Here is a 23,990-nt window from a genome sequence, read left to right on the forward strand (position 1 = left end):
AATCATCAAAAAATAATCGGTGAAATCCAAGAAGGAAATCGGTGAAATCATCAAATAATCGGTGAAATCATAGTATGGATATTAGAAAAGAATTAGAAAAACGCATCCTGGTTATTGATGGGGCAATGGGCACCATGATACAGCGGTACGAACTTACCGAGGAGGATTTCCGCGGCGAGCGTTTCCGCGATCATGCCAGCGACCTGAAAGGCAATAACGACCTGCTGAATATCACCCGACCCGATGTGATCAAGGCTATCCATGCCGAATATTTGGATGCCGGGGCGGATATTATTGAAACCAATACCTTCAGTACACAAAAGATCTCCCTGGCCGATTACCACCTCGAGGAGCTTGATTACGAACTGAGCTACGAAGGTGCCCGCATAGCCCGCGAAGTAGCGGACGAATACACCGCCAAAAACCCGGCAAAACCGCGCTTTGTGGCCGGTGCTGTTGGTCCTACAAACCGTACCGCATCTTTATCGCCCGATGTGAACGACCCGGGTTACCGCGCCGTTACGTTTGATGATTTGGCCGAAGCTTATTACGAGCAGGTGCGGGGCCTGGTTGATGGTGGTTCGGACGTGCTGCTGGTTGAAACCATATTTGATACCCTAAACGCTAAGGCAGCCCTGTTTGCCATACAACGATATAAAGACGAATGTAAAGCTGCCGGTAAGGATTATCCTGCATTCAGAGATACCGGCGGTGTGATGATCTCCGGTACTATTACCGATGCATCAGGCCGTACCCTTTCGGGCCAAACGGTGGAGGCTTTCTGGAATTCTATCAGTCACGCCAACTTACTTTCCGTTGGTTTGAACTGTGCTTTGGGTGCCCGCGAAATGCGCCCGCATTTGGAGGAACTATCCGAAAAGGCTGGTGTTTATATTTCTGCCTACCCTAATGCCGGTTTGCCAAATGAGTTTGGCGCGTACGACGAAACCCCGCACGAAACCGCCCACCAGGTGGATGACTTTATTAAAGCCGGGTTGGTGAACATCGTGGGTGGCTGTTGCGGCACCACGCCGGATCATATCCGGTGCATCGCTGATAAGGCTGCCAAACATAAACCCCGAAAAAAACCGGAGATAGCGCCGTTTCTGCGCCTTAGTGGTTTGGAATCTGTAACCCTTACACCCGAAACAAATTTTGTAAATATAGGCGAGCGGACCAATATCACGGGTTCTCCAAAATTCTCCAAACTTATCCTGGCAGAAGATTACGAGGCTGCCCTAACCGTTGCCCTGCAGCAGGTAGAAGGCGGCGCGCAGGTGATCGACATTAACATGGATGAGGGGATGATAGACTCGGAAGCCGTGATGGTGAAATTCCTGAACCTCGTTGCATCTGAACCTGATATTGCCAAGCTACCCATCATGATCGATTCCAGTAAATGGACGGTTATTGAAGCTGGTTTAAAGTGCTTGCAGGGGAAAGGTATCGTAAACTCCATCTCGCTGAAAGAAGGTGAAGAGAAATTTAAAGAGTACGCCCGCAAGATCTTAAGCTATGGTGCCGCTGCCGTGGTAATGGCCTTTGACGAAACAGGCCAGGCCGATTCCTTAGAACGCCGTAAGGAGATCTGCGGACGCAGTTACCGGATCCTTGTAGATGAAGTTGGGTTCCCGCCACAGGATATCATTTTCGATCCGAACATCCTTACCGTAGCAACCGGTTTGGAAGAACATAATAACTATGCGGTAGACTTTATTGAGGCTACCCGCTGGATAAAACAAAACCTGCCCTATGCCAAAGTTAGCGGCGGGGTAAGTAATATTTCCTTCTCCTTTAGAGGGAACAACACCGTTCGCGAGGCCATGCACTCGGCATTCCTTTACCACGCCATTAAGGCCGGGTTGGATATGGGTATTGTAAACGCCGGGATGCTGGAAGTTTACGAGCAGATCCCCAAAAACCTGCTGGAGCTGGTAGAGGATGTACTGCTTAACCGTCGCGACGATGCCACCGAGCGTTTGGTTGAATTTGCCGATACCATCAAAAGTAAAGGTAAAGAGATCGTCCGCGATGAGGAATGGCGCAAGAACCCGGTGGAGGAACGCTTATCGCACGCCCTGGTAAAAGGGATCATCGAATACCTGGATGAGGACGTGGAAGAAGCCCGCCAAAAATTCGCCAAGCCGCTGGAAGTAATTGAAGGCCCCCTGATGGACGGCATGAACGTAGTGGGCGACTTATTCGGCGCCGGTAAAATGTTCCTGCCACAGGTGGTTAAATCGGCCCGTGTGATGAAGAAGGCCGTGGCTTACCTGTTACCCTTCATCGAACTGGAAAAACAGCGCGTAATTGATGCCGGCGAAGATAGCAGCGGCAGTCGCGCCAATGCAGGTAAGGTGTTGATGGCCACCGTAAAAGGCGATGTACACGATATTGGCAAAAATATTGTTGGCGTGGTGCTGGCCTGTAACAACTTCGAGGTGATAGACCTTGGGGTAATGGTGCCCGCCCAACGCATTATAGAGGAAGCAAAAAAACAGGATGTAGATATTATTGGGCTAAGTGGTTTGATTACTCCATCGCTGGATGAGATGGTGCATTTTGCCAAAGAGATGGAACGCCAGGGATTCACTATTCCGCTCATTATCGGTGGTGCAACCACATCGCGGATCCATGCCGCCGTTAAGGTAGCGCCAAATTATTCGGGCCCTGCTATCCACGTTTTGGATGCATCGCGCAGCGTAACCGTTTGCAGCAGCCTGATGAACCGCGACAACCGCGATGCTTATATCCAGGGCATTAAAGACGAATATGAAAAGGCCCGCGAAGCGCACGCCAATAAAAAGAACGATAAACGCTTTATCAGCATAGAAGAAGCACGCGCCGGTAAGTTCCAGATCAGTCTGGATGGTGATGTGGCGCCAAAACCAGCAATCACCGGCACCAAGGTTTTTGAAGATTACCCGCTGGAAGAACTGGTTCCCTATATCGATTGGACGCCTTTCTTCCACACCTGGGAACTGCGTGGCAGCTACCCAAAGATCTTCAACGACAAGTACGTTGGTACCGAAGCCAAAAAGCTTTACGATGATGCACGGGTGCTGTTGAAACGCATTGTAGATAATAAACTGCTGCACGCCAATGGCGTTATCGGTTTTTGGCCGGCAAACAGCGTTGGGGATGATATCGAAATTTATACCGATGACACCCGCACAACCTTGCTAACACGCATTCATACGCTTCGCCAGCAGGCGGAGAAGGCTAAGAATGAGCCTTACTATGCGCTGTCAGATTTCATTGCGCCAAAGGAAAGCGGCGTGCCTGACTATTGGGGAGGCTTTGCCGTAACAACCGGTATAGGCTGCGATGAGCTGGTTGCCGAATTTGAGGCCGACCACGATGATTACAACAGCATTATGGCCAAGGCCCTTGCCGACCGCCTTGCAGAAGCCTTCGCCGAGAAAATGCACGAACTTGTGCGTAAAGAATACTGGGGCTACAGCAAAGGCGAGCAATTGGATACCGACGAACTGATTAAAGAAGAATACCAGGGTATCCGCCCGGCACCGGGTTATCCCGCCTGCCCGGACCACACCGAGAAAACTACGTTGTTTGAGATACTAAAAGCCGAAGATAACGCCCATATGCACCTTACCGAAAGCCTGGCCATGATGCCGGCAGCATCAGTAAGCGGGTTCTACTTCGCGCACCCGCAGGCAAGGTATTTCGGGCTTGGTAAGATCAGTAAGGACCAGGTGGAGGATTATGCGGTAAGGAAGAATATGCCGCTGGAAGATGTAGAAAGATGGCTGGGGCCGAACATAAATTATTAGGCGAAGCCCCCTAACCCCCTGAAGGGAGAACAGAAAGAGACAATAAATAACCACGCGTCATTGCGAGGAACGAAGCAATCTCCCGATAAGCAGGGCGGAATGCATAGCTTAGAGATTGCTTCGTTCCTCGCAATGACGTAACGGAAAGACATAATTTGTAATGAAAATAACCGAACACATCGCAAACGCCAACGGCAAAACACTATTCTCTTTTGAACTGATACCACCTTTAAAGGGCGAAAGTATCCAGGGTATCTATAACGCTATCGACCCGCTGATGGAGTTTAAGCCGCCGTTTATAGATGTTACTTCGCTGCGCGAGGATTATATTTATAAGCAGCACGAAACCGGCCTGCTGGAGAAATTAGCCTACCGTAAACGCCCGGGTACAATAGCCATTTGCGCGGCTATCATGAATAAGTACAAGGTAGATACCGTTCCGCATTTGCTTTGCGGTGGTTTTACTAAGGATGAGACTGAGAACGGTTTGATCGACCTGCAGTTCCTCGGTATTGAGAACGTATTGGTATTGCGCGGTGATGCGCGCCGTGGCGATGCTTCATTTGTACCAACGCCCAATGGCCACTGCTACGCTACCGACCTGCTGCAGCAGGTGGTGAACATGAACAATGGCATTTATCTGCATGAGAACCACGAAGGTATCCTGAAAACGAATTTCTGCATTGGTGTTGCAGGTTATCCCGAGAAGCATTTCGAGGCCCCGAACATGAAGACCGATTTTAAATACCTGAAGCAAAAGGTAGATATGGGCGCAGGCTTTATTGTTACTCAGATGTTTTTTGACAATCAGAAGTACTTCGATTTTGTAAACAGCTGTCGTGCAAACGGTATCAATGTGCCTATTATACCGGGCTTAAAACCCATCACCACATCAAAGCAATTGGTTAACCTTTCCAAAACCTTCCATATCGACATTCCTGAGGATTTGAGCGATGCTATTCACGATTGCAAGGTGGAAAAAGACGTAAAAGATATCGGTATCGAATGGATGATAAACCAGTGCAAAGAGCTGGTGAAATTCGGCGCCCCGGTACTGCACTTTTATACCATGGGGAATCCTGGCCCAACAAAAAGGATTGCCGAAGCAATATTTTAGGCAACAAAAACGGCCTTCAAATCATTAGTTTTGAAGGCCCGTTTGCTTTCCGTAACAGCTAAATTAGCTTAAAAACCATACATACCACCCGAAACGGAAATTTGCTCTCCCGTGATCCAGGCTGCGTCATCCGAAGCAAGAAATACGGCAGCTTTCGCAATATCTTCGGGCTGGCCCCTGCGGCCAAGCGGTGTTTTTTCGACAAACATTTTTTCGTATTCACTGCCGGCTGTGACGCCCGCACTGGTTGCACCTTCGGTTTCCGTAGCGCCAGGCAAAATAGAATTGATACGAACGTTTTTTGCACCCAGTTCTTTCGACAAGGAGACCGTAATAGCATCTAATGCCGCTTTAGTTGCAGAATATAACGAAACTCCCGCCATTGGCGATTTGCTTGCACCCGAACTGATGTTGATGATATTGCCGCCCTTATCACCAAACAGTTTCAAAGATGCCTGGATAGTAAGTACAGGGCCCAAAACATTGACGTTGAAATGCTGATGAAAAGCTTCTGCCGATGCCTGTTCAATAGGCAAAAATTGCTGAAAGACCGCATTGTTTACTAAAATATCCAACGTGCCGAAGGCCTTCCTCGTCTCTTCAAACAGCCTGGTTACATCGGCTTCATTCGATACATCCGCCTGTACCGCAATGGCTGTGCCTCCATTATCAGTTATCTCCTTTACCACTCTATCTGCGCCTTCTTTACTTGAAGCATAGTTCACAACTACCTTTGCGCCTTCCGCAGCAAAGCGTTTTGCGATAGATGCACCTATTCCTTTTGAAGCACCGGTAACTACCGCTACCTTGTTTTTTAATTTACTCATGATTCCTACTTATCGATATTTAATTTCTTCAGGCTTTTTTCGTTCTGAAGCGTATCCAAAGATGCTGTTTCGTAACGGACTGGGTATTGACATGAATCATTAAATGCACTTGATATAGGTCAATTCACGATGATGATTTAAATCAAATTATCCAGATAATAAGCTATAAAACAATAACTTATGACAATAAAAAAAATCCGGGTAGCAAAAAGCAGGAAAGATCACACCGGCATATTTTGAGTTGCCGAGGACTTTTTTGCTTCAGGAAGATATATTGATTGGGGGGGGGCGAAACGGCGATCTTTACAAAGATCTATTTAAAAGAGTTTTTCCTTATCCTGCTCAAAGTTTCCGGAGATAGACCCAGGTAGGAAGCGATCATGTTTTGCGGGAACCGTTGTAGAAATTGCGGATAATTGCTGATCAAATCCTCGTAACGTTCTTCAGCCGTATAGCTCATAGCGGCCTGCATTCTTTTCTGGTTTGCAATGGTATAATTTTGACTGATTACGTTCGCCATCGCGGAGAAGGCAGGGATCTGCTTAAGAAACTCCTCAATTTGAGCATTGGTTGATTGCAGAACCTCCAAGTCCTCCAGCGCTTCGATATTAAAGCGACTTGGCTTTAACAGGTAAAAGCTTTCAAAATCGGCCAGCCACCAGTTTTCCAAAGACAATTTCAGTATGTGTTCATGTCCTTTTTCATCTACCGTGAAGGTCCTGGCAGATCCTTTTACAATAAACCCAATATACTTGCATACGTCTCCTTCCTGTAAAAAGTATTGTCGTTTTCGAAGTTTCCTGGGTTTGAAATGCGCCATCAACAAACGCTTATCATCCTCTGAAAGCAGTTTGCCTGATATTTCTTGAATGTAATCGAAAAACACTTCAAAATTGGACATCGTTCAAGTATATAATATTCGCAATTTACTCAAGCTGTACGACAAAAGGCAAAAAAATTGACGAGGTGTTGGATTTGCCACAGGTTCAGACACTCACAAAAATCCCCGCTTCCGGAGGAAACAGGGATTTGAAAGAAAATATACTTATTGGCTATGACGATTCATCAATCGAACTTGAACAAATCCTGAAAGATGAGTTTACCCCAGGTATTTCCGTGCGCCTGCACAAGCAGACCGCCTTCCGAAAGCCCGCCAAGTTTGATTGGCGCGAAACCGAGATTTTCCGCAAGCGCGCCGATCTCCGCTGCTGCGCCCTCGTCGTCGCTCGCGAGGAACACCACTCTCCTGCCACCATGTACGGCCGGATCCTGTTCAAGAATGGCAGCGCCCAAATGGTTGAAGCCCTTAACCAGTTTACTACCGGTGAATGCCTGCGCTACGAACTTTGCAGAAGGCAATCCTTCCATTTTCTCAGGGGGAACGCCGTAGGCATTGGTCACATCTACGATGATCTTCCCCTGCCAGCTGGCCAGCGCCTTTGCTACATCCGGGTGCGCTTCAAAACGCACAGCCAAAAAGATAACGTCCGCCTTAACGGCTTCTGCCAGTGTTGTGGGAATGATCTCCGGGCCTATCGCGGTCGCGTCGGATGCAAAACTTTCCGGGTCGCGTGTGGTGGCAACGGCTACTTCGATACCCTTACGGGCGAATGCTTTGGCCAGGGCCTTCCCGATCTTGCCGAAGCCGATAATGGCGTAGCTCGCTACGTGGTTTTGTGAATTATTCATATTGTTTTTTTTTAAATTATTTTGACAAATAGGTCATACCACCATCAACAAGGAGTTCGGCGCCAAGCATAAAAGAAGAATCATCGGAAGCCAGGAAAACCGCTGTTTTACCAATATCGGAAGGTTGCCCGATCCTGCCGATCGGCATTTGATCTGCAAAGTGTTTTTTTACCGCTTCCATTTGTTCTATGGGAACAAACTTGTCAAACGCCGGGGTATCTGTTGTCCCTGGTGTGATCACATTTGCCCTGATCTTCCGATCTAAAAGGTCGCTTGAAAATGCTTTGGCTAAATAGATCACGGCCGCTTTTGCAGCCCCATATAGCGTAAAATTCGCATAAGCCCGGTGTGCTGCATTTGACCCGATCAAAATGATAGAACCGCCATCATTCATATAGGGCAGTGCTTTTTGAACAGTGAAGTAGACACTTTTGAGGTTCAGATCAATGGCCTGGTCAAATTCGGCTTCGCTGGTAGTTGCCACCGTTCCTACGGCTCCGCCACCCGCATTGGCTACGATCACGTCTATTTTACCAAATTTTTCAGTTGTTTGCTTAAATAACCTTTCCAGGTCGGCAACATTGGTTACATCTGCATTGATACCTATAAAGTTATCTCCAAGTTGAGCCACAGCACGATCTAACGTGACCTGGTTCCTACCGACAATCACTCCTTTAGTACCTTCATTTTTAAATGCTTCAGCAATACCAAACCCGATACCACTGTTGCCGCCTGTAATCACGGCTACTTTATTTTTTAATCTGCTCATTTTTAATTTATATTTAAATTTGTTTCGCAAAGGTACTATCAATAGTTTATATTTGTAACTATCATAGTATATTCTGGTTACCATTAGGTAACTGCAAATTTTTAAATATGAAAGACGAAAGATTTTGCAATTCGAATTGCCCGTTTACACGAGCCATTGGCACTATTGGTAATAAATGGAAGCCGATAATTATCAATGTAATTGCTACCCGTACCATTCGTTTTGGTCAGTTGGATGCCATAGTACCTCACATTTCCAGGAAAGTACTCACCGAGCAGTTAAAAGAGTTGGAAGAAGATGGACTATTGGAAAGATTGGCCTATAAGGAACTACCACCAAGGGTAGAATATAAGTTGTCTGAAAAAGGCTTAGCTTTTTTGCCGATTTTAGAACACATTAAAGAATGGAATTTAAAATATGAGATAGTCCCGATACCCAAATAGACGGATCAAAAATATAGTAATTATGCCAGTTAGCGTAAAATTGAAGCATGACAATGAACCGGGACAAACCATAATCACCAACCTTACAGATTGGGGAATTGTACACCGAAAGAAAATTGTGGGGAAATAATATTGTTCCTTTGTAAATGGTAATAAAAATAAAAGCCCACCAAAATCATCGATTTTGGTGGGCTTTTGCAATCTCGCTGGGATCCGAACGCGGCGCCCCAACATTTATGGATAATGTTTAAATCCCCCCTCTTTCGCCTTTTAATTTTGAGGCGATAACCAACGCTTTGTAAGCATTTACAACACCGCCAGTTTTTGACAGCGACGTGAAATCAACTTTCACCTTTTCGCCTGGTTTAAGCACCATAGTGCCCGGCAGTGGCGTTGCCGATTCCAGTATAACCTGTTTAACCTGTTTAGCGCTCAGGGTGGGGTAATATTCCAAAACAAGCGCTGCAATGCCGGCTGTAATTGGCGAGGCAAAGCTGGTGCCGTCGGCGGTATTAAACTCGGCATCGGTATCTACCATGGTAACTTTTACGCCGGGTGCAAATACATCCACATTCTTTTTGCCATAGTTGCTGAAGGTACCGGCAAGGTTCTCATCAAATTTGGCAGCAGATGCACCTACGCTGATCACGTTATCGGCATCTGTACCCGATCCATCTGCAAAAATATCGTTGGGGTATTCCGGCTTCGCATCCATATCCAGATTGTCGTTGCCGGAAGCCTGTATCAGCAGCACATCTTTCGATGCCGCGTATTTAAAAGCAGCGTCTACCCAATCCTTATGGGGCGACAGCTTTTTACCAAAACTCATGTTGATCACCTGCGCACCATTATCAACCGCGTACCTTATCGCGTTAGCAATATCCTTGTCGTACTCATCGCCATTGGGTACGGCTTTAATAGCCATTATCCGCACATTATCGGCCACGCCATTAATACCGTAACCGTTGTTACGTACCGCGCCAATTAAGCTGGCAACGCCGGTACCATGCGATGCATCGGCAAATTTAAGAACATTGCTGCCATATGGTTTGCCATCCTGTACATCCGGGTTATCACCTACAATGCGTTTACGGGCATCCAGGTCGGGGTTAACATCGTTGTTTAACTTGGCGAGGTACTCGCTCAGGTCGGCTATGATCTTGGCGTTGGTAGCGCCACCGCCTTCCTGGTCAAAAACCGACTGCCAAACATACTTGCTTTGGTTTAGTGTATCGTTGCTGGCTTTAATACGGATAAGGTCTTTAGCGGTAAAAGAGGCATCCGTTTTTAAATTCAGCGCGCGTTTGATGTAGCCGCTGGTGGCCATTAAAGCGTTCATGGCAGGTTGCAGCTGCTCAATTTCTTCTTTAGATTTTTTTACGGTAGTTTCATAAGTAAGCTTTACCTTTTCCCAGTAAGCAAACTCCTTTTCGCTGCCGGCGGGGGGGCTCACTAAATTCGCGTATTTATGTTTTAGCTTATTATACTCGCGTACTTCCTCGGTGGTTTCGGTAAAATCGCATTTACCGCCCGGGCCGCCCAGGAAATCCCAACCGTGAATATCGTCCACATAACCGTTTTTATCATCGTCGATGCCGTTGCCCGGGATCTCTTTTGTGTTAGTCCAAAGTACAGGTTTCAGATCGTTTTGGGCGGTATCAATACCGCTATCAATAGTGGCAACTACCACTTGTTTGCTTTTTTTGCCGGCAACAAACAGGTAAGCTTGCTTGGCGCTGATACCGAAATAACCATCGGTTTTAAGATCCATCAGGTGCCAGGCCTTTGGCGGTTCGGGGGTGCTAACAGGTGCTACCTGCGCAAAACCACTATAGCCGACTAATACAGCGCTGCACAGAACCGCGCCCGAAAAAATTTTACCAAATTTGTGCATATATAAAATACTGGGTTAAAAATGTTAAAGGTCGAATTTGATACCTTGTGCTAATGGCAACGTTTTTGAGTAGTTAATAGTATTGGTTTGGCGCCTCATGTACACTTTCCAGGCGTCCGAGCCCGATTCGCGGCCGCCGCCGGTTTCTTTTTCCCCGCCGAAAGCCCCGCCAATTTCTGCCCCGGATGTACCGATGTTTACGTTGGCAATGCCGCAATCGGAACCGGCGTAGGATAAAAATGTTTCCGCTTCGCGCAGGTTGTTAGTCATGATGGCCGATGACAGGCCCTGCGGAACGCCATTCTGCAGTTCGATAGCTTCCTCGATGGTTTTGTATTTAATGAGGTACAGTATCGGCGCAAAGGTTTCGTGCTGAACGATCTGGTAATGGTTCTCCACCTCGGCAATACAAGGTTTTACATAACAGCCGGAGCGATATGCATCGCCTTCCAGCTTGCCGCCTTCAACTACAAATTTACCGCCCTCGGCCTTGCATTTTTCTATCGAATCAAGATATAAATTAACTGCGTCTTGGTCAATCAGCGGCCCCATGTGGTTGTTCTCATTTAGCGGATCGCCAATTTTTATTTGCGAGTAGGCGCTAACTAATTTCTGTTTAAATGCCTCGTAAACATTCTCATGGATAATTAACCTGCGGGTGCTGGTGCAACGCTGCCCGGCGGTGCCCACCGCGCCAAAGACTGCCCCAATGAGCGACATATCCAGGTCGGCATTCTCGGTAATGATAATAGCGTTATTGCCGCCAAGCTCCAGCAGGCTCTTGCCTAAACGGGCTCCAACTGCCGCGCTCACTGCCTTGCCCATACGGGTAGAACCGGTTGCAGATACTAATGGTACGCGGCTATCATTTGCCATTAACTCGCCAACCTCGCGGTCGCCGATGATCAGGCAACTTACACCTTCTTCGATATTGTTCGCTTTGAAAACTTCCTGTGCTATGTGCTGGCAGGCAATGGCCGTAAGGGGTGTTTTTTCGGATGGTTTCCAGATGCACACATCACCGCAAACCCAGGCCAGCATGGCGTTCCAGGCCCAAACCGCCACCGGGAAGTTAAAGGCTGATATAACGCCTATGATGCCCAGCGGATGATACTGCTCATACATGCGGTGCTCGGGGCGCTCGCTGTGCATGGTAAGGCCGTATAGCTGGCGGCTTAAACCCACGGCGAAATCGCAGATATCTATCATCTCCTGCACCTCACCATAGCCTTCCTGCAGGCTTTTGCCCATCTCGTAGGATACTAAGGTGCCCAGCTCTTTTTTGTTGGCACGCAGCTGCTCGCCAATCTGCCTTACAATTTCTCCACGCTTTGGCGCGGGGATGGTGCGCCAGGTTTTAAAGGCCTTTGCTGCGGTTTCTACAACACTGTTATAGTCATCAGCGGTAGCAAATTTTACTGAGGCTATCTTTTTTCCGTCGGTTGGTGAAAAGATGTCTTTTACCTCAGTATCAGGGCTGCTGCCCCAATTGCTGCCGGTACTAAAGGCCTCGTTTATGTCGTTTATATGTAAATGATTTAAGATATCAGAAATTACTAAGCTCATAATTGTTACTTTTGTCAAAGGTAAAAATCTTTAGGGCAAATTAAATCAACCCGCAGCCCACCCACTCAAATGCTTCCTATTTATTATCAGGCACTTGTATAAAAGGGTGTTGAGAATGTGTGTATGTTGAAAACTTATTTGTTTTAAAGCTGCTTATTGTTGTAATTTGAACACATGTTTTAAGCCTTGCGGGATTTAAAACCTCCCAGGGGATTGTGTTCTGCAAATAAACTTGAATGGAAGAAGAATTTGAATTTGGTTTTACCGAAGATCCAAAGTTTTCGGTAGAACGGTACGAAGAGATGATCCGCAACCATGATCAGTACTTCTTTGATGCGCAGGCTTTTGAAAACATCATCGACTACTACATCGAAAAGAACGATCCGGCGAAAGCCTTGCAGGTATCAGAATATGCACGTAACCAACACCCCTTCGCGGCTGTATTTTTAATAAAACAGGCGCAGCTGCTGGTGGTAACCAACCGATCGACCGAGGCATTTGCCGCCCTTGATAAAGCCGCCATGCTGGAAGCCAGCGATGCGGATATCTACATCATCCGCGGTAACCTGTACGAGAGTATGGAACGCAATGCCGAGGCTTTGGAGAACTACGAAAAGGCGCTTGACCTGGCCGAAGAGACCGACGAAATTTTACTGCATATAGCCTACGTTTACCAAAATATGGGCGATTACGATACGGCTATAACTTACCTTAAGCTGTGCCTTAAACAAAATATGGAAAACCAGGACGCCCTGTACGAACTGGCGTTTTGTTATGATGTTTTGGATAACCAGCAGGAAAGCGTACAGTTTTACCAGCAGTATATTGATAACGAGCCTTACAGCTACGCGGCCTGGTATAACCTCGGCAACGCTTACACTAAGTTGAGCCTTTTTGAGAAAGCTATTGATGCTTACGATTACGCTATATTGATAAAAGACAGCTTTGCATCCGCCTATTTCAATAAGGGTAATGCGTTGGTTAATTTAGAGAAGTATGCCGAAGCGATAGACGTTTACCGCGAAACCTTTGAGTACGAGCAACCTAATGCCGATACCTATTGCGCTATTGGCGAGTGCTACGAAAAGCTGGAGCAGATGGACGAGGCACGGTCGTTCTACAAAAAATCGGTTAAGATGGATCCTAAACTGGCAGATGCCTGGTTTGGGATCGGCGTTACCCTTGATTTTGAAGAACGCTATTTTGAGGCCCTGCACTTTTATAAAAAAGCGCTTGATCTGGATATTGCCAATGCCGATTATTGGTTTGCTATTGCCGATGCTGAATATAAGCTGGGCCACCTGCCCGAAGCGGAATCTGCTTACGAGAAGGTAGTGGAGCTGAACCCGCTTGATGTAGATGCCTGGCTGGATTATTCATCGATACTTTACGAGCAGCAACGTTTGGTTACCGCTATCGAGATCATCTCCTCGGCCATAAAAAACAACCCCGAAGCAGCGGAACTTTATTACCGCATGGTAGCCTACTTGTTTGCAAAAGGCGAGTACAACGAGGCGTTGAGCTTTTTAGAAATGGCGCTCACTTCCGATCCGGAGAAACATTACATCCTGTTTGATTACCTGCCACAGCTGCAGGAGAACAAGGTGATCGTGGATATTATCAATAGGTACACTAAATAGATTTTAGGTGTGCAGATTTCAGATGTGCAGATGAAAAATCATCTGCACATTTTTTTTGCATTAACATTTCTCCCAGCTGCATATCTGCACATCGTTCCGGCATCTGAAATTTGCACATTTGAAATCTGCACATCTTCGCTTACCTTTGCGGCGTTAATACTTTTAGTTATAAGCTATAACGAAACGCGCATCTACACATGAACTATCATATAAACGATCTCCCCGAACGTACCGCAAAACCCCGCAATAAAGGCCTTACCATGGTGATGGATAAGGGGCTCAGCCTGCGCCAGGTGGAAGATTTTATTGAAATGGGTGCGGCGTATTCAGATCTTATAAAACTGGGCTGGGCAACCTCCTACGTTACCCCAAACCTTGATGCCAAGCTGAAGCTGTATAAAGATGCCGGTTTGCCGGTGTATTTTGGTGGCACGCTGTTCGAGGCGATGATCGTGCGCGGACAGTTTGATGATTATTGCCGCCTGCTGGATAAATACCAGATGGAGTACTGCGAAGTATCCGACGGTTCCATCAACTTGGAGCACGACGAAAAATGCGAGTACATCCGCAAGCTGAGCAAACAGATCACCGTAATATCTGAGGTGGGTTCAAAAGATATCCAAAAGATCTTTGCCCCTTATAAGTGGATCAAGCTGATGAATGCCGAAATTGAAGCAGGAAGCTGGAAGGTAATTGCCGAAGCACGCGAAAGCGGCAACGTGGGCATTTACCGCGACTCTGGCGAAGTAAGGCAGGGCCTGGTAGATGAGATCCTCACCCAGATCCCCGAAGAAACCATCATCTGGGAAGCCCCCCAAAAGGCGCAACAGGTTTGGTTCATCAAACTCATCGGCGCAAACGTAAGTTTAGGAAACATCGCACCCGCGGATATCATCCCGCTGGAAACTCTTCGGCTGGGGATCAGGAGCGATACGTTTGAGCACTTTTTGAAGTAAATTCCGTATCTTTAATGGGCAAACCTTATATATACGCGCCATGTTAAATGTTATTATTTACGCCATTATAGCAATAGGACTCATCATTTGGTTCAGAAAGGCCAGTAAAGATAAATCGCAATGGGGCGTTAATTTAACGCGCGTCGTTTGTCCGGTGTGCCATACCAAACAACCAATCATTAGAATGCCCAAAAGTATCGAACAGGGCATGTGGGGTGGAACAAACTGCCCAAAATGTCAAACGAAACTTGATAAGTATGGCAATATCATTACCTGATTCACTCCCTGTTAATAACGAAACATTGACCACATCGCTTTCGTCCAAACAACCCCTCCCGCCATCTGTTATCCTAAAAAATAACAGAACCCATGAGCGATCCAAAAGATAAATCTCCCGCACAGCAGCCAACCGGCGAACCAAAAGTAGATGCCGCCGAACAGGATGTGATCACCAATACGGACGAATCAAACAAAATTGTAAACACCGATGATGCTGTTGCTGATATGGACGGAATTGAAACTACCTTAAGCGAATCTGAACCATCCACCGCCCTCAATGCCGACCGGGGTATAACCAACAGCGATGATGCCAATGGCGACGAACCGGTTGTAAATTAATTTGCGGCTCGCGTTAGATAGCGAACATTACGTATAAATAAATACGTGTAATACGGTATATGTAAAAAAATGCCGGGGCTTACTTTTATAATGGTTTCATAATGCGGTGAGGCACGTCGCATGGCCCGTAAAAGTGTTGCTTAAAACATGTATAGAATAATCCCCCCTTTATTGCTGCGTCCTTTACAAATAGAGGATAACCTGTTCGCAATTACTTTAATTTGCATTATATTTATTGTCTTGGCCGCCTATGGTTGCCTTTCTTACAACCATAGCCAATTAAAACGAGTCGCCGCATTACAAGCCGGGATAATAAAACAGCAGAATATAGTCACAAAGGCAATCATCGCTGCGGAGGAGAACGAGCGTAAACGCACAGCCGCCGGTTTGCATGATGGCGTTGGGCAATTGTTATCAGCCGCGAGGATGAACCTGGATATTTTATTAGGGCGGTTGAAGCAAACAGATGCGGATAACCTGGCACTGACCTGCAAAACCATGGCCATGGTTGATGAAGGCTGCAGGGAGGTACGCACCATTGCCCACCAGATGATGCCGGATGTATTGCTGAAAATGGGGCTGGTACCCGCGCTGCGCGATTTTGTGAACAAGATAGATTCGCAGCGCTTGAAAATTGTATTGGAAACCGCCGGACTGGATAAACGACTGGACAGCAATGTTGAGGCGGTGCTTTACCGGGTGATACAGGAAACGGTAAATAATGCGGTAAAACATTCCCGGGCATCGGTGCTGGATATACAGCTGATGATGGAGGGCAACGAGATATCGGTAACCGTTGAGGATAACGGGGTTGGTTTCGACAGCAGCGACAGGACGAAGTTTGAGGGGACAGGGCTGAAGAATATTGTATGGAGGGTGGAGTGCTTAAAAGGGACGGTGGATATTTCATCGTCGCCGGGGACGGGGGCACTGGTAGCTATTTTAATACCTTTAACTTAAACTATGGGCAGCACTAAAACTATTTTTATTGTAGACGACCACCAGATGGTGATAGACGGACTAAAGCTGATCATAAGCACCATCCCCGGGTTCGAGATTATTGGAGAAAGTACTAGCGCGGTACGTGCCCTGGATATGCTGGCCGCCGCAAGTCCCGATATATTACTTACCGATGTGAGCATGCCCGAAATGAGCGGCATAGAATTTACCCGCCTTGTAAAAAAGAAATACCCGCAGATAAAGGTGCTTGCCCTATCCATGTTTAGCGAAAGCCAGGTAGTTGCCGAGATGATAGATGCCGGCATTTCAGGCTATATTCTTAAAAATACTGGCAAACAGGAGCTGATAGAGGCCCTGTATAAAGTATCGATAGGCGAAAATTATTTTGGGCCCGATATTACCCTGCAGCTGATGAAATCTTTTAAGCGCAGCCAGGAAGAGTCGCGCCTTACGGATAGGGAGATTGAGATCATCAGAATGATAGAGCAGGATTTCGGCAATAAGAAAATAGCCGATATGCTTTTCATCAGCGAGCGCACGGTTGAAACCCATCGCAAAAACATCCTCCGCAAAACAAACACCCAATCTGTTGTAGGGCTGCTTAAATATGCCTACGAGCGTAAGATCATCTAAAACTCATTGCCGCCTGCGTATTAATACGTACTAATATATGCCTTGATAGCGGGATTGTGCCGCGCTTGTTTCTTCGCCAATTTTGTTTCATACGAATACCAAAACAAAACGCGATGAAAAAGATCAAAGGGGCAATTTTACTGGCAATGATTTTGGCAGTTACAGGTATATCTTCCTGCAAAAAAGATTCCAACAATACAGGTGCTTCCGGAAAAGCCACAGTAGAGGCCAGCTTATATGGCTTTGACGGGACGAGCGGCACAACCTTTAAAAGCACCGCCGCAGGTATTGTACAGGTAGGCACTTTGTGGACGCTCACAGCTGTTAAAGATGGCAGTAACGAATCCATTACCATTGTGCTTCCAAATGTTACCGGTACGGGTACTTTCGATTTGCTGCAAGATAATGCAAGTGGCAATGGCGCTATCATGGCTAAAGATTACACCAAACCGGCCGACGGCGCACTCAATTATAGTACAGACCTGCCTGCTACAGGTGGTATGAAGGGCGGTGGAGAGGTTAAGATCACTGCCTTAACCAGCACATCTGCCGAGGGTACATTTTATATTGTCGCCCATAATTCGGCAGGTAAGGATGCTTTTGTAGAGAACGGCACTTTTAAAGGAACGCTGGTAAAACGATAGGAACACCGATTTAATTTTGAATAGTAATATGTAAAAAAAGGCCCCAATTTGGGGCCGTTTGCTTTTTTACTTTTTGCTGTGCGAGAATAGCCATGGGATCAGCTCCGGCTCGGCAAAGGCGTCGTCCCAGCTGTTGTGCCCATCGTTGGGGTAAATGGTGTATTTGGGTTCGGCTCCGGCCTCTTTAAGGGCGGCTACCATCACATCCGAGTGATCTACCGGTACCACATTATCCTTGCCGCCGTGGAAGATCCACATCGGCACTTTTTTGGCATAAGTGCTTGCGTTATTAGTATTATCGCCACCGCAAATGCTAAAGGCCGCTGCAAAGATCTTTGGCTTGCGCCTTAATATTTCAAACGTACCCATACCACCCATAGACAGCCCGCCAATGTAAACCTGTTTTTTGTTGATATAGGGTTTATCCAGCATTTGGTCTACCAGTGCAACTAACGCGCTCATGGCGTTGGTAGGTTCTCCGCCTTCCTGGAAATGGAATTGCCGTTTGCCGGTTTCATTGGTGTCTATCTTTACGTTGCTCCAATAGCTGTTTTTTGGGCACTGCGGGTATACAACAATGGCCGGGTATTTTTGGCGAATGGTATCGTTAAGGAATAATTTGGGGCCGTAGGCCAGCTGTATATCGTTATCGTTGCCGCGTTCGCCGGCGCCATGCAGTACAAATATCAGCGCGTACTTTTGGGTAGGGTTAAACTTTTTGGGGAACAGGATTCGGTAAGGCAGGGTATCGGTTTTGTTGATGAACGATCCCCTGTCGAAAGCGGAATTTACTTGCGCAAAGCTTAAAAAAGGAAATGCCAGGTACATAGTACCCAGCATTCCTGTTATCAGTATTTTTTTTAACGTCATTTTTTCAGTTTAAGGTAAGCGTTATCTATTGGGTTGTTATGTAAACGTAAATAAATTAAATTCTATTTACGCCGCCCAAAATATTTTGCTTCGCGATACCTTATCCCGAGTTAGTTTTTGCCGATGTACGGGCTCTGGAAATCCAGTTTTTTAAGGCCTTTTTGTACTTCGGGGCAGCTCATAAACAGGTTCCAAAGCAAACCGCTGCGGTAGTTTTCGATCATCACAACTTCGGGTCCCTGGTCTATCGCCAGGTACGATTTACCGTACCAGTTCTTCGATTCGCTGAAGGCATCTGTAAAACCATATTCGCCCCAGATCTTGTCGCCCAGGTCATAATAAAAATGGCGCAGCGCCTGCATCGAATATTTTGGCGTATACGGAAAAGCCGATATAGCCGCGGTTGGTGTGATCACCCCCAGATCGTTAGTGGGTGAATGGGCGTTATAACCCTCAAAATTGTCGCTGGCGGTTAGTCCCCACGAGTTTTCACCGTAACCTTTAAACTTTTTAGGGTTATCAATACAGTAAGCGCGGTTGATAAGGGTATGATTCAAATTCTGCTCCCAGTAATCGGCATAGCGGTCTTTTAGCCCGGTTGGGTTAAGGCCGAGGAACGAGTACTGCGAAAAGAACAGCGGGCCACCGTAATCAAAACCGAGCGGCAGTTTGTACCCGTAAAAGGTTTGTCCATTTTTAAAGAAATCGCTTTGCGCCCAGCCACGGTGGTAAACATCCGCGCTAACCGGGTACCGCTCGGCAGATTCGGCAAGGATATAGGTTATCAAACACTCGTTAAACCCACGGATAGGGAAATTCATCACCCAACCGTTGTTTGGGCTCCAGTGCCAGTAAAGGTTATCCCGACCGCCTTGTGTGTACCAGCTCCACTCCACTTCGCCCCACAGCCAGCTAATTACATCGCGTATGCGGCGCTCTTGTGGTGTATTGGCGGTAAAGTATTGCTTGGCGCACAATAATCCCTGGAACAGATAAGAGGTCTCTACCAGATCGCCGCCATCGTCTTTGCGCCCAAAACGGATAGTTTTACCGGTTTCGCCATTTAGCCAATGGGGGAAAACGCCATGGTAAGCATCCGCTTTGTACAAAAAGTCTACTATTTTCACCATTCGGTTTACCGCCTGGTCGTGCGGGATAAATTTGCGGCTGTCGGCTGCTATCAGCGCCATAATGCCAAAGCCCGAGCCGCCTACGGTAACCACCTCGTTGCCATAATCAAAGGCCACGTTGCTGCGCTCGCGCGCGAGGCCGCTGGTAGGGTGCCCAAAATCCCAAAAGTAACGGAAGGTTTGGCGCTGCACCACATCTAAAAGGGCGCTATCGCTTAGGTTTTTGATAATGCCAACCGGCTTGATACCTTCGGTGGCCTTACTGGTTTTTTGTGCAAAACCGCTTACTGTTATCAGGGCTAACAGCAAGAGGGAGTATATCTTTTTCATTCGATCAGTTTAAATTGTTATAGGTTGGGGCTGGTAAAGCCGAGGCCTTTCATGCCGGTTTTTATTTCGGGGCAGCTCATAAACAGGTTCCACAGCAGCCCGGTACGGTAATTTTCTATCATCACAATTTCGGGCCCCTGGTCTATCGCTAAGTACGAATTGGCAAACCATGGGTTGGTTAAATTAAAGGCATCGTAAAAGCCATAAGTGCCCCAAAGTTTATCGCCCAGTTTATAATAAAAGAAGCGTATAGCCGCCATAGATTGTGTGGGCGTATAAGGCAAAGATGATATAGCCGCAGTTGGCGATATCACCCCAACATCGTTTGTAGGCGAACTTGCGGTGTATCCGTTCTCAATGTCGCTTGCCGTTAATCCCCAGCAATTGGCGCTGTAGCCGTTATTGTTATTTGGATTAGCTACGCAGTAGTTATAGTTGATAAGCGTATGCGCTTTGGTTTGTTCTTCGTAATTGGCATAAGCATCGGTAAGCCCCGTGGGGTTTATACCAAGGAAGGAGTAATGCTCAAAAAACAGTGGGCCGCCCTGCGCAATACCCAAAGGCAATTTAACACCGTAATAAGTGTTGCCGTTTTTCATGCCGCCATTAATGGCCCAGCCATTATCATAAACCTCTTTGGGGATGCTGTGCGTAGGCGACGAAGCTGCCAGCGCGTACACGATGAGGGCCTCGTTCCAGCCGGTGATCTTCATGTTGATGGCCCAGGCGTTGCTCGGGCTCCAGTGCCAGTATAAAACGTTTTGATTGCCTTGCCTGAACCAGTCCCATTCCACGTTATTGTAAATGGTGTTGATATCGGCTCTCAGTGTAGTTTCGTCGGCACCTGCGCCGCTGAAGTACTGGCGCGCAGTAAGGAGGCCTTGTACGAGGTACGCCGTTTCTACCAGGTCGGCACCGTTGTCCTGTGCGCTGAAGGGTTGTACGGCCCCCGTTGCACCATTAAGCCAGTGCGGGAACGCGCCATGGAAGGTAGCCGCCTTTGTTTTGAGGAAGCCCACTATCTTCTGCATCCGCGCCAAACCATCGGCACGTGAAATAAAACCACGATTTACGCCTACCACCATGGCCATAATGCCAAAGCCGGATCCGCCGGTGGTTACGATATCGGCACTGCTGTTACGCTCGCGGGCGAGGCCGCTTGTTGGGTGCCCAAAATCGTAAAAGTACTTAAATGTTTGTTTTTGGATAAGATCAAGCAAGGCATCATCGGAAATGGCCGGGAATTTATCATTAGGATCGATAGCCGTGGTTAAAGTAACATCTACCCCCGACTGTAAATTACCACCTTTGGTAGATTTAAGCGCCGTAGTAACGCTCAGGGTGTACTTTTGGATGGCGTTTAGCCCGGGAGAAACCACAATGGTGCTGTCGTTATTCTCGTAGGTTATAGCAGCAGGGGCGAGCGAACCCGAGCGGTCCCTGATAGTAAGCGCATTTGTTACGGAATTGCGGTTAACGGCCGCCAGGAATGACAGCTTAATTGAAGGAGCACTGCTTACATTTACATACGTAAACCCGCTGGATACGCCGTCAACCTTCAAAGCATTAAAACTGAAGGATGCCGCAGGTGGCGGCGCCGGCGGAACAGGATCCGGCGTTTTGCTCTTACCACAGGCGAATAGCAAAAAAAACAAGCACATCCCAGTATAAATTCTCAAATCTCTCATCTAACTTATTTTTGGCTAACAGCCTGTATAATCATAAAAAAAGGCCGCCCGGCTTTACGCCAGGCAACCTCAACCCCAATCAAATATTACTTTCCTCTGCCTTCGAGTTTAACGAGGGCGCTTATTTCGTCAATAGTTAAAGCTTTATTGTATACTCTTACTTCATCAAGCTGGCCGGTTAAGAAACTTGCCCATGGCTCAGAATTATGAGATGACGTTTGGCTCGGGCTTGTCATGAACTGAACGGTGCCAAATACAAACTTGCCAACGTTTTTTAAGGCCAGCGGGCCGGCCAGCCCACCAAGCGTGCCTGCCTTTAAAAGCGATCCGTTTAAGTATACGCTAACGGTTGAATTTTCCTGATTGTAAGTAACGGCCATACTGTTCCATTTATCAAACAGATTTACCGCGTTATTTATCTCAAGGGTTCTGTCATCTGTTCCGTTGAATACGTGGATACGGAGCTTGCCGGCATCATTGGTACTGCCGTTTTCAATAAAAAATTCAATATTACCCCAAAAGTTGGTAGTATTTGCAAGTGAAAACAAGCCAATGATACCTGTAGATGGCGCAGGAGTTTTAAACCACTCTGTCACCGTGAAACTGGTAAGGCCGGCTACCGAAGTGGGTGGCGTGCCCACAATGTACCCGTTTAAAGCACCTTGCATAGCCTGGCCTTTAATACCTGCACTATAGCCAATGCCTGTTGCGGTACCCGCTGTGTTTGATACGCTATCTATGGCACTACCGTTGAATGCGTAGTAAGCCACCAAATTAGATGGTGCTATTTCCTTGGTGCTGGTGAACCCGCCTATAGATAAGGGCGGAGCGTAAGATGATGGATCGAATTTTTTTTGACATGCTGATAGCCCAAGCACTAATGCCGACACCGCTACCAATTTATATGTGATTTTTTTCATGACGTTCTGTGATTTGATTAGTAACCTGGGTTTTGAGTTAATACGCCTGCGCTCAGGTCAATTTCTGACTGTGGGATAGGCCAAACTTCGTTTTTACCAGCTTTCCATCCTTTAGGGCCAAACACGGCAGTACCGCGCCCCTGGCGAATAACATCGAAGTAACGGTCGTATTCCATGGCGAGTTCTACGCGCCTTTCTTTCCAGATGGCGGCTTGTAAAGCAGCTTTATCAGTAGTAGTTACCTTTGGCAAGATAGCTGCATTACCCTGGCGGGCACGTGCCCTAACCAATTCAAGCGAAGCGATTGCCTGTGCGCTGTTACCTGTTTCGTTGGCAGCTTCGGCGTTCATCAGCAATACATCGGCATAACGTATAACACGGATATTCTGCTGAACACCTTCGTTGTAGCCAGATACCCACATGTTAAATGGCACGTACGATTTTTGATTATACATTGGGTTATCACCTGTAGCAGGGATGGCATCGCCTTCGGGGGTAGTTTCACCGCGGAAAATGATGGTAGCATCACGGCGCGGGTCGCCTGTTTCGAAAGCATTGGCCAGATCCTGTGTTGGTACATTGAAGCCCCAGCCACCGCCGTTAGAACCTCTTACGCCTTGTATTTGTGAGTACTGGGAGTTTGAGGCATCCGGGTTACCGGCAATAAGGTCGCTTTGTATTTCAAATACCGACTCTGAATTGTTCTCGTTATTGGTGCGGAACAATTGCTCGTAATTAGGGAACAGAGAATAGCCTAAGGTCATTACCTGGTTAGTATAGGTTAATACATCGCTCCATTTCTGCTGATACATGGCCACTTTAGCGTGTAATGCCAGTGCAGCACCTTTAGTTATACGGCCAACATCGGCAGCACCATAGCTTTGAGGCAAAACGGCGGCAGCATCTGTAAGGTCCTGCTCTGCAGCAGCCCACACCTGGGCTTTCGGCGTACGCGGGATATTGTATTCAGTGGCATCTTTAGGTACGTTAAGGCGCAATGGTACATCGCCAAAAGCGCGTACCAGCCTGAAATAAGCATAAGCGCGCACAAATTTAGCCTCGGCCAGGTACCTGTTTTTTAAGTTGCCATCCATGTTAATGTTTGGTACATTATCCAAAACCTGGTTAGCAAAGTTGATAGTTTGGTATTGTCCTGCCCAAAAATCGCTAAGTTGGCCTTCAGTTGAAGAGGCCGTGAAATTGTCGAAATTGTTAAAGAACGATGCATCGTTTACGCTGCTTCCTTTTTCGGCATCGTCAGATGGGATGCTTTCGATAGCCAAAGGGGCAAAGGATACATTTTTCCACTCGCGCAGGTTAGCGTACATGGCGTTTACGGCTTTGGTAGCATCATCCTGCGTTTGCCAAAAGTTAACTGCCGGTTGTATTGCCTGCTGCGGTTCGTCGAGGAACGTTTTTTTACACGATTGGGCGGTAATAAGCAGTGCTGCAAAAAGGCCAATCCCTGTTACTTTTTGCACATAATATTTTTTGAAATTCAT

General features: G+C 47.1%; 20 protein-coding genes. 9 read left to right on the forward strand and 11 right to left on the reverse strand.

Going from position 1 to position 23,990, the window contains the following annotated elements:
- Positions 1-74 precede the first annotated feature (74 nt).
- Positions 75-3,794, forward strand: coding sequence for a methionine synthase (gene metH, locus IDJ77_RS13300; protein ID WP_191189451.1), 3,720 nt, complete (start codon positions 75-77; stop codon positions 3,792-3,794).
- A 160-nt stretch (positions 3,795-3,954) separates the two neighbouring features.
- Positions 3,955-4,911: a methylenetetrahydrofolate reductase [NAD(P)H] gene (metF, locus tag IDJ77_RS13305; protein WP_191189452.1), complete on the forward strand. Its 957-nt coding sequence runs from the start codon at positions 3,955-3,957 to the stop codon at positions 4,909-4,911.
- A 68-nt stretch (positions 4,912-4,979) separates the two neighbouring features.
- On the opposite strand, the gene IDJ77_RS13310 is transcribed toward metF, so the two are convergent.
- The 4 genes from IDJ77_RS13310 to IDJ77_RS13325 all read right to left on the reverse strand — a co-directional run bounded on the left by IDJ77_RS13310 (position 4,980) and on the right by IDJ77_RS13325 (position 8,196).
- Positions 4,980-5,738 (reverse strand): SDR family NAD(P)-dependent oxidoreductase, encoded by a 759-nt coding sequence (locus IDJ77_RS13310; RefSeq protein ID WP_191189453.1) that lies wholly within the window; start codon positions 5,736-5,738, stop codon positions 4,980-4,982.
- Positions 5,739-6,051: 313 nt separating this feature from the next.
- Positions 6,052-6,639 (reverse strand): Crp/Fnr family transcriptional regulator, encoded by a 588-nt coding sequence (locus IDJ77_RS13315; protein WP_191189454.1) that lies wholly within the window; start codon positions 6,637-6,639, stop codon positions 6,052-6,054.
- Between the two features lie 164 nt (positions 6,640-6,803).
- Positions 6,804-7,427, reverse strand: a complete 624-nt coding sequence (locus IDJ77_RS13320; RefSeq protein ID WP_191189455.1) for an NADPH-dependent F420 reductase — start codon at positions 7,425-7,427, stop codon at positions 6,804-6,806.
- A gap of 16 nt (positions 7,428-7,443) precedes the next feature.
- Positions 7,444-8,196: an SDR family NAD(P)-dependent oxidoreductase gene (locus IDJ77_RS13325; RefSeq protein ID WP_191189456.1), complete on the reverse strand. Its 753-nt coding sequence runs from the start codon at positions 8,194-8,196 to the stop codon at positions 7,444-7,446.
- Positions 8,197-8,303: 107 nt separating this feature from the next.
- Here IDJ77_RS13325 and IDJ77_RS13330 point away from each other — a divergent pair, with 107 nt between their 5' ends.
- Positions 8,304-8,639, forward strand: coding sequence for a winged helix-turn-helix transcriptional regulator (locus IDJ77_RS13330; protein WP_191189457.1), 336 nt, complete (start codon positions 8,304-8,306; stop codon positions 8,637-8,639).
- A gap of 247 nt (positions 8,640-8,886) precedes the next feature.
- On the opposite strand, the gene IDJ77_RS13335 is transcribed toward IDJ77_RS13330, so the two are convergent.
- Together IDJ77_RS13335 and amaB are read right to left on the reverse strand one after the other, a co-directional pair.
- Positions 8,887-10,533 carry a S8 family serine peptidase gene (locus tag IDJ77_RS13335; RefSeq protein ID WP_191189458.1) on the reverse strand — a complete coding sequence of 549 codons (1,647 nt, stop codon included), beginning with the start codon at positions 10,531-10,533 and terminating at the stop codon, positions 8,887-8,889.
- A gap of 24 nt (positions 10,534-10,557) precedes the next feature.
- Positions 10,558-12,099: an L-piperidine-6-carboxylate dehydrogenase gene (gene amaB / locus IDJ77_RS13340; protein ID WP_191189459.1), complete on the reverse strand. Its 1,542-nt coding sequence runs from the start codon at positions 12,097-12,099 to the stop codon at positions 10,558-10,560.
- 236 nt (positions 12,100-12,335) lie between these two features.
- On the opposite strand from amaB, the gene IDJ77_RS13345 reads away from it, so the two are divergent.
- The 6 genes from IDJ77_RS13345 (at position 12,336) to IDJ77_RS13370 (ending at position 17,550) form a co-directional block, all read left to right on the forward strand.
- A complete protein-coding gene (locus IDJ77_RS13345) occupies positions 12,336-13,739 on the forward strand; it encodes a tetratricopeptide repeat protein (protein WP_191189460.1) in 1,404 nt (467 codons plus the stop codon).
- A gap of 197 nt (positions 13,740-13,936) precedes the next feature.
- A complete protein-coding gene (locus IDJ77_RS13350; protein WP_191189461.1) occupies positions 13,937-14,695 on the forward strand; it encodes a phosphosulfolactate synthase in 759 nt (252 codons plus the stop codon).
- 369 nt (positions 14,696-15,064) lie between these two features.
- Positions 15,065-15,313 (forward strand): hypothetical protein, encoded by a 249-nt coding sequence (locus IDJ77_RS13355; RefSeq protein WP_191189462.1) that lies wholly within the window; start codon positions 15,065-15,067, stop codon positions 15,311-15,313.
- A gap of 147 nt (positions 15,314-15,460) precedes the next feature.
- Entirely contained in the window at positions 15,461-16,273 is an 813-nt protein-coding gene (locus IDJ77_RS13360) for a sensor histidine kinase (protein WP_191189463.1), read from the forward strand.
- Between the two features lie 3 nt (positions 16,274-16,276).
- The gene (locus IDJ77_RS13365; protein WP_191189464.1) at positions 16,277-16,906 is read left to right on the forward strand and encodes a response regulator; all 630 of its coding nucleotides are present in this window, start codon (positions 16,277-16,279) and stop codon (positions 16,904-16,906) included.
- A 113-nt stretch (positions 16,907-17,019) separates the two neighbouring features.
- The gene (locus tag IDJ77_RS13370; RefSeq protein ID WP_191189465.1) at positions 17,020-17,550 is read left to right on the forward strand and encodes a hypothetical protein; all 531 of its coding nucleotides are present in this window, start codon (positions 17,020-17,022) and stop codon (positions 17,548-17,550) included.
- A gap of 66 nt (positions 17,551-17,616) precedes the next feature.
- Here IDJ77_RS13370 and IDJ77_RS13375 read toward each other — a convergent pair whose 3' ends face one another.
- From IDJ77_RS13375 to IDJ77_RS13395, 5 genes are all read right to left on the reverse strand, one after another.
- The gene (locus IDJ77_RS13375) at positions 17,617-18,420 is read right to left on the reverse strand and encodes a carboxylesterase family protein (protein ID WP_224751087.1); all 804 of its coding nucleotides are present in this window, start codon (positions 18,418-18,420) and stop codon (positions 17,617-17,619) included.
- A gap of 110 nt (positions 18,421-18,530) precedes the next feature.
- Entirely contained in the window at positions 18,531-19,880 is a 1,350-nt protein-coding gene (locus tag IDJ77_RS13380) for a glucoamylase family protein (RefSeq protein ID WP_191189466.1), read from the reverse strand.
- A gap of 17 nt (positions 19,881-19,897) precedes the next feature.
- Complete coding sequence (locus IDJ77_RS13385; RefSeq protein WP_191189467.1) at positions 19,898-21,568, reverse strand: glucoamylase family protein; 1,671 nt, start codon at positions 21,566-21,568, stop codon at positions 19,898-19,900.
- An 86-nt stretch (positions 21,569-21,654) separates the two neighbouring features.
- A complete protein-coding gene (locus IDJ77_RS13390) occupies positions 21,655-22,488 on the reverse strand; it encodes a LamG domain-containing protein (RefSeq protein WP_191189468.1) in 834 nt (277 codons plus the stop codon).
- A gap of 17 nt (positions 22,489-22,505) precedes the next feature.
- Positions 22,506-23,990 (reverse strand): RagB/SusD family nutrient uptake outer membrane protein, encoded by a 1,485-nt coding sequence (locus IDJ77_RS13395; RefSeq protein WP_191189469.1) that lies wholly within the window; start codon positions 23,988-23,990, stop codon positions 22,506-22,508.

This window comes from Mucilaginibacter pankratovii (genome assembly GCF_014773265.1).
GTDB lineage: Bacteria > Bacteroidota > Bacteroidia > Sphingobacteriales > Sphingobacteriaceae > Mucilaginibacter > Mucilaginibacter pankratovii.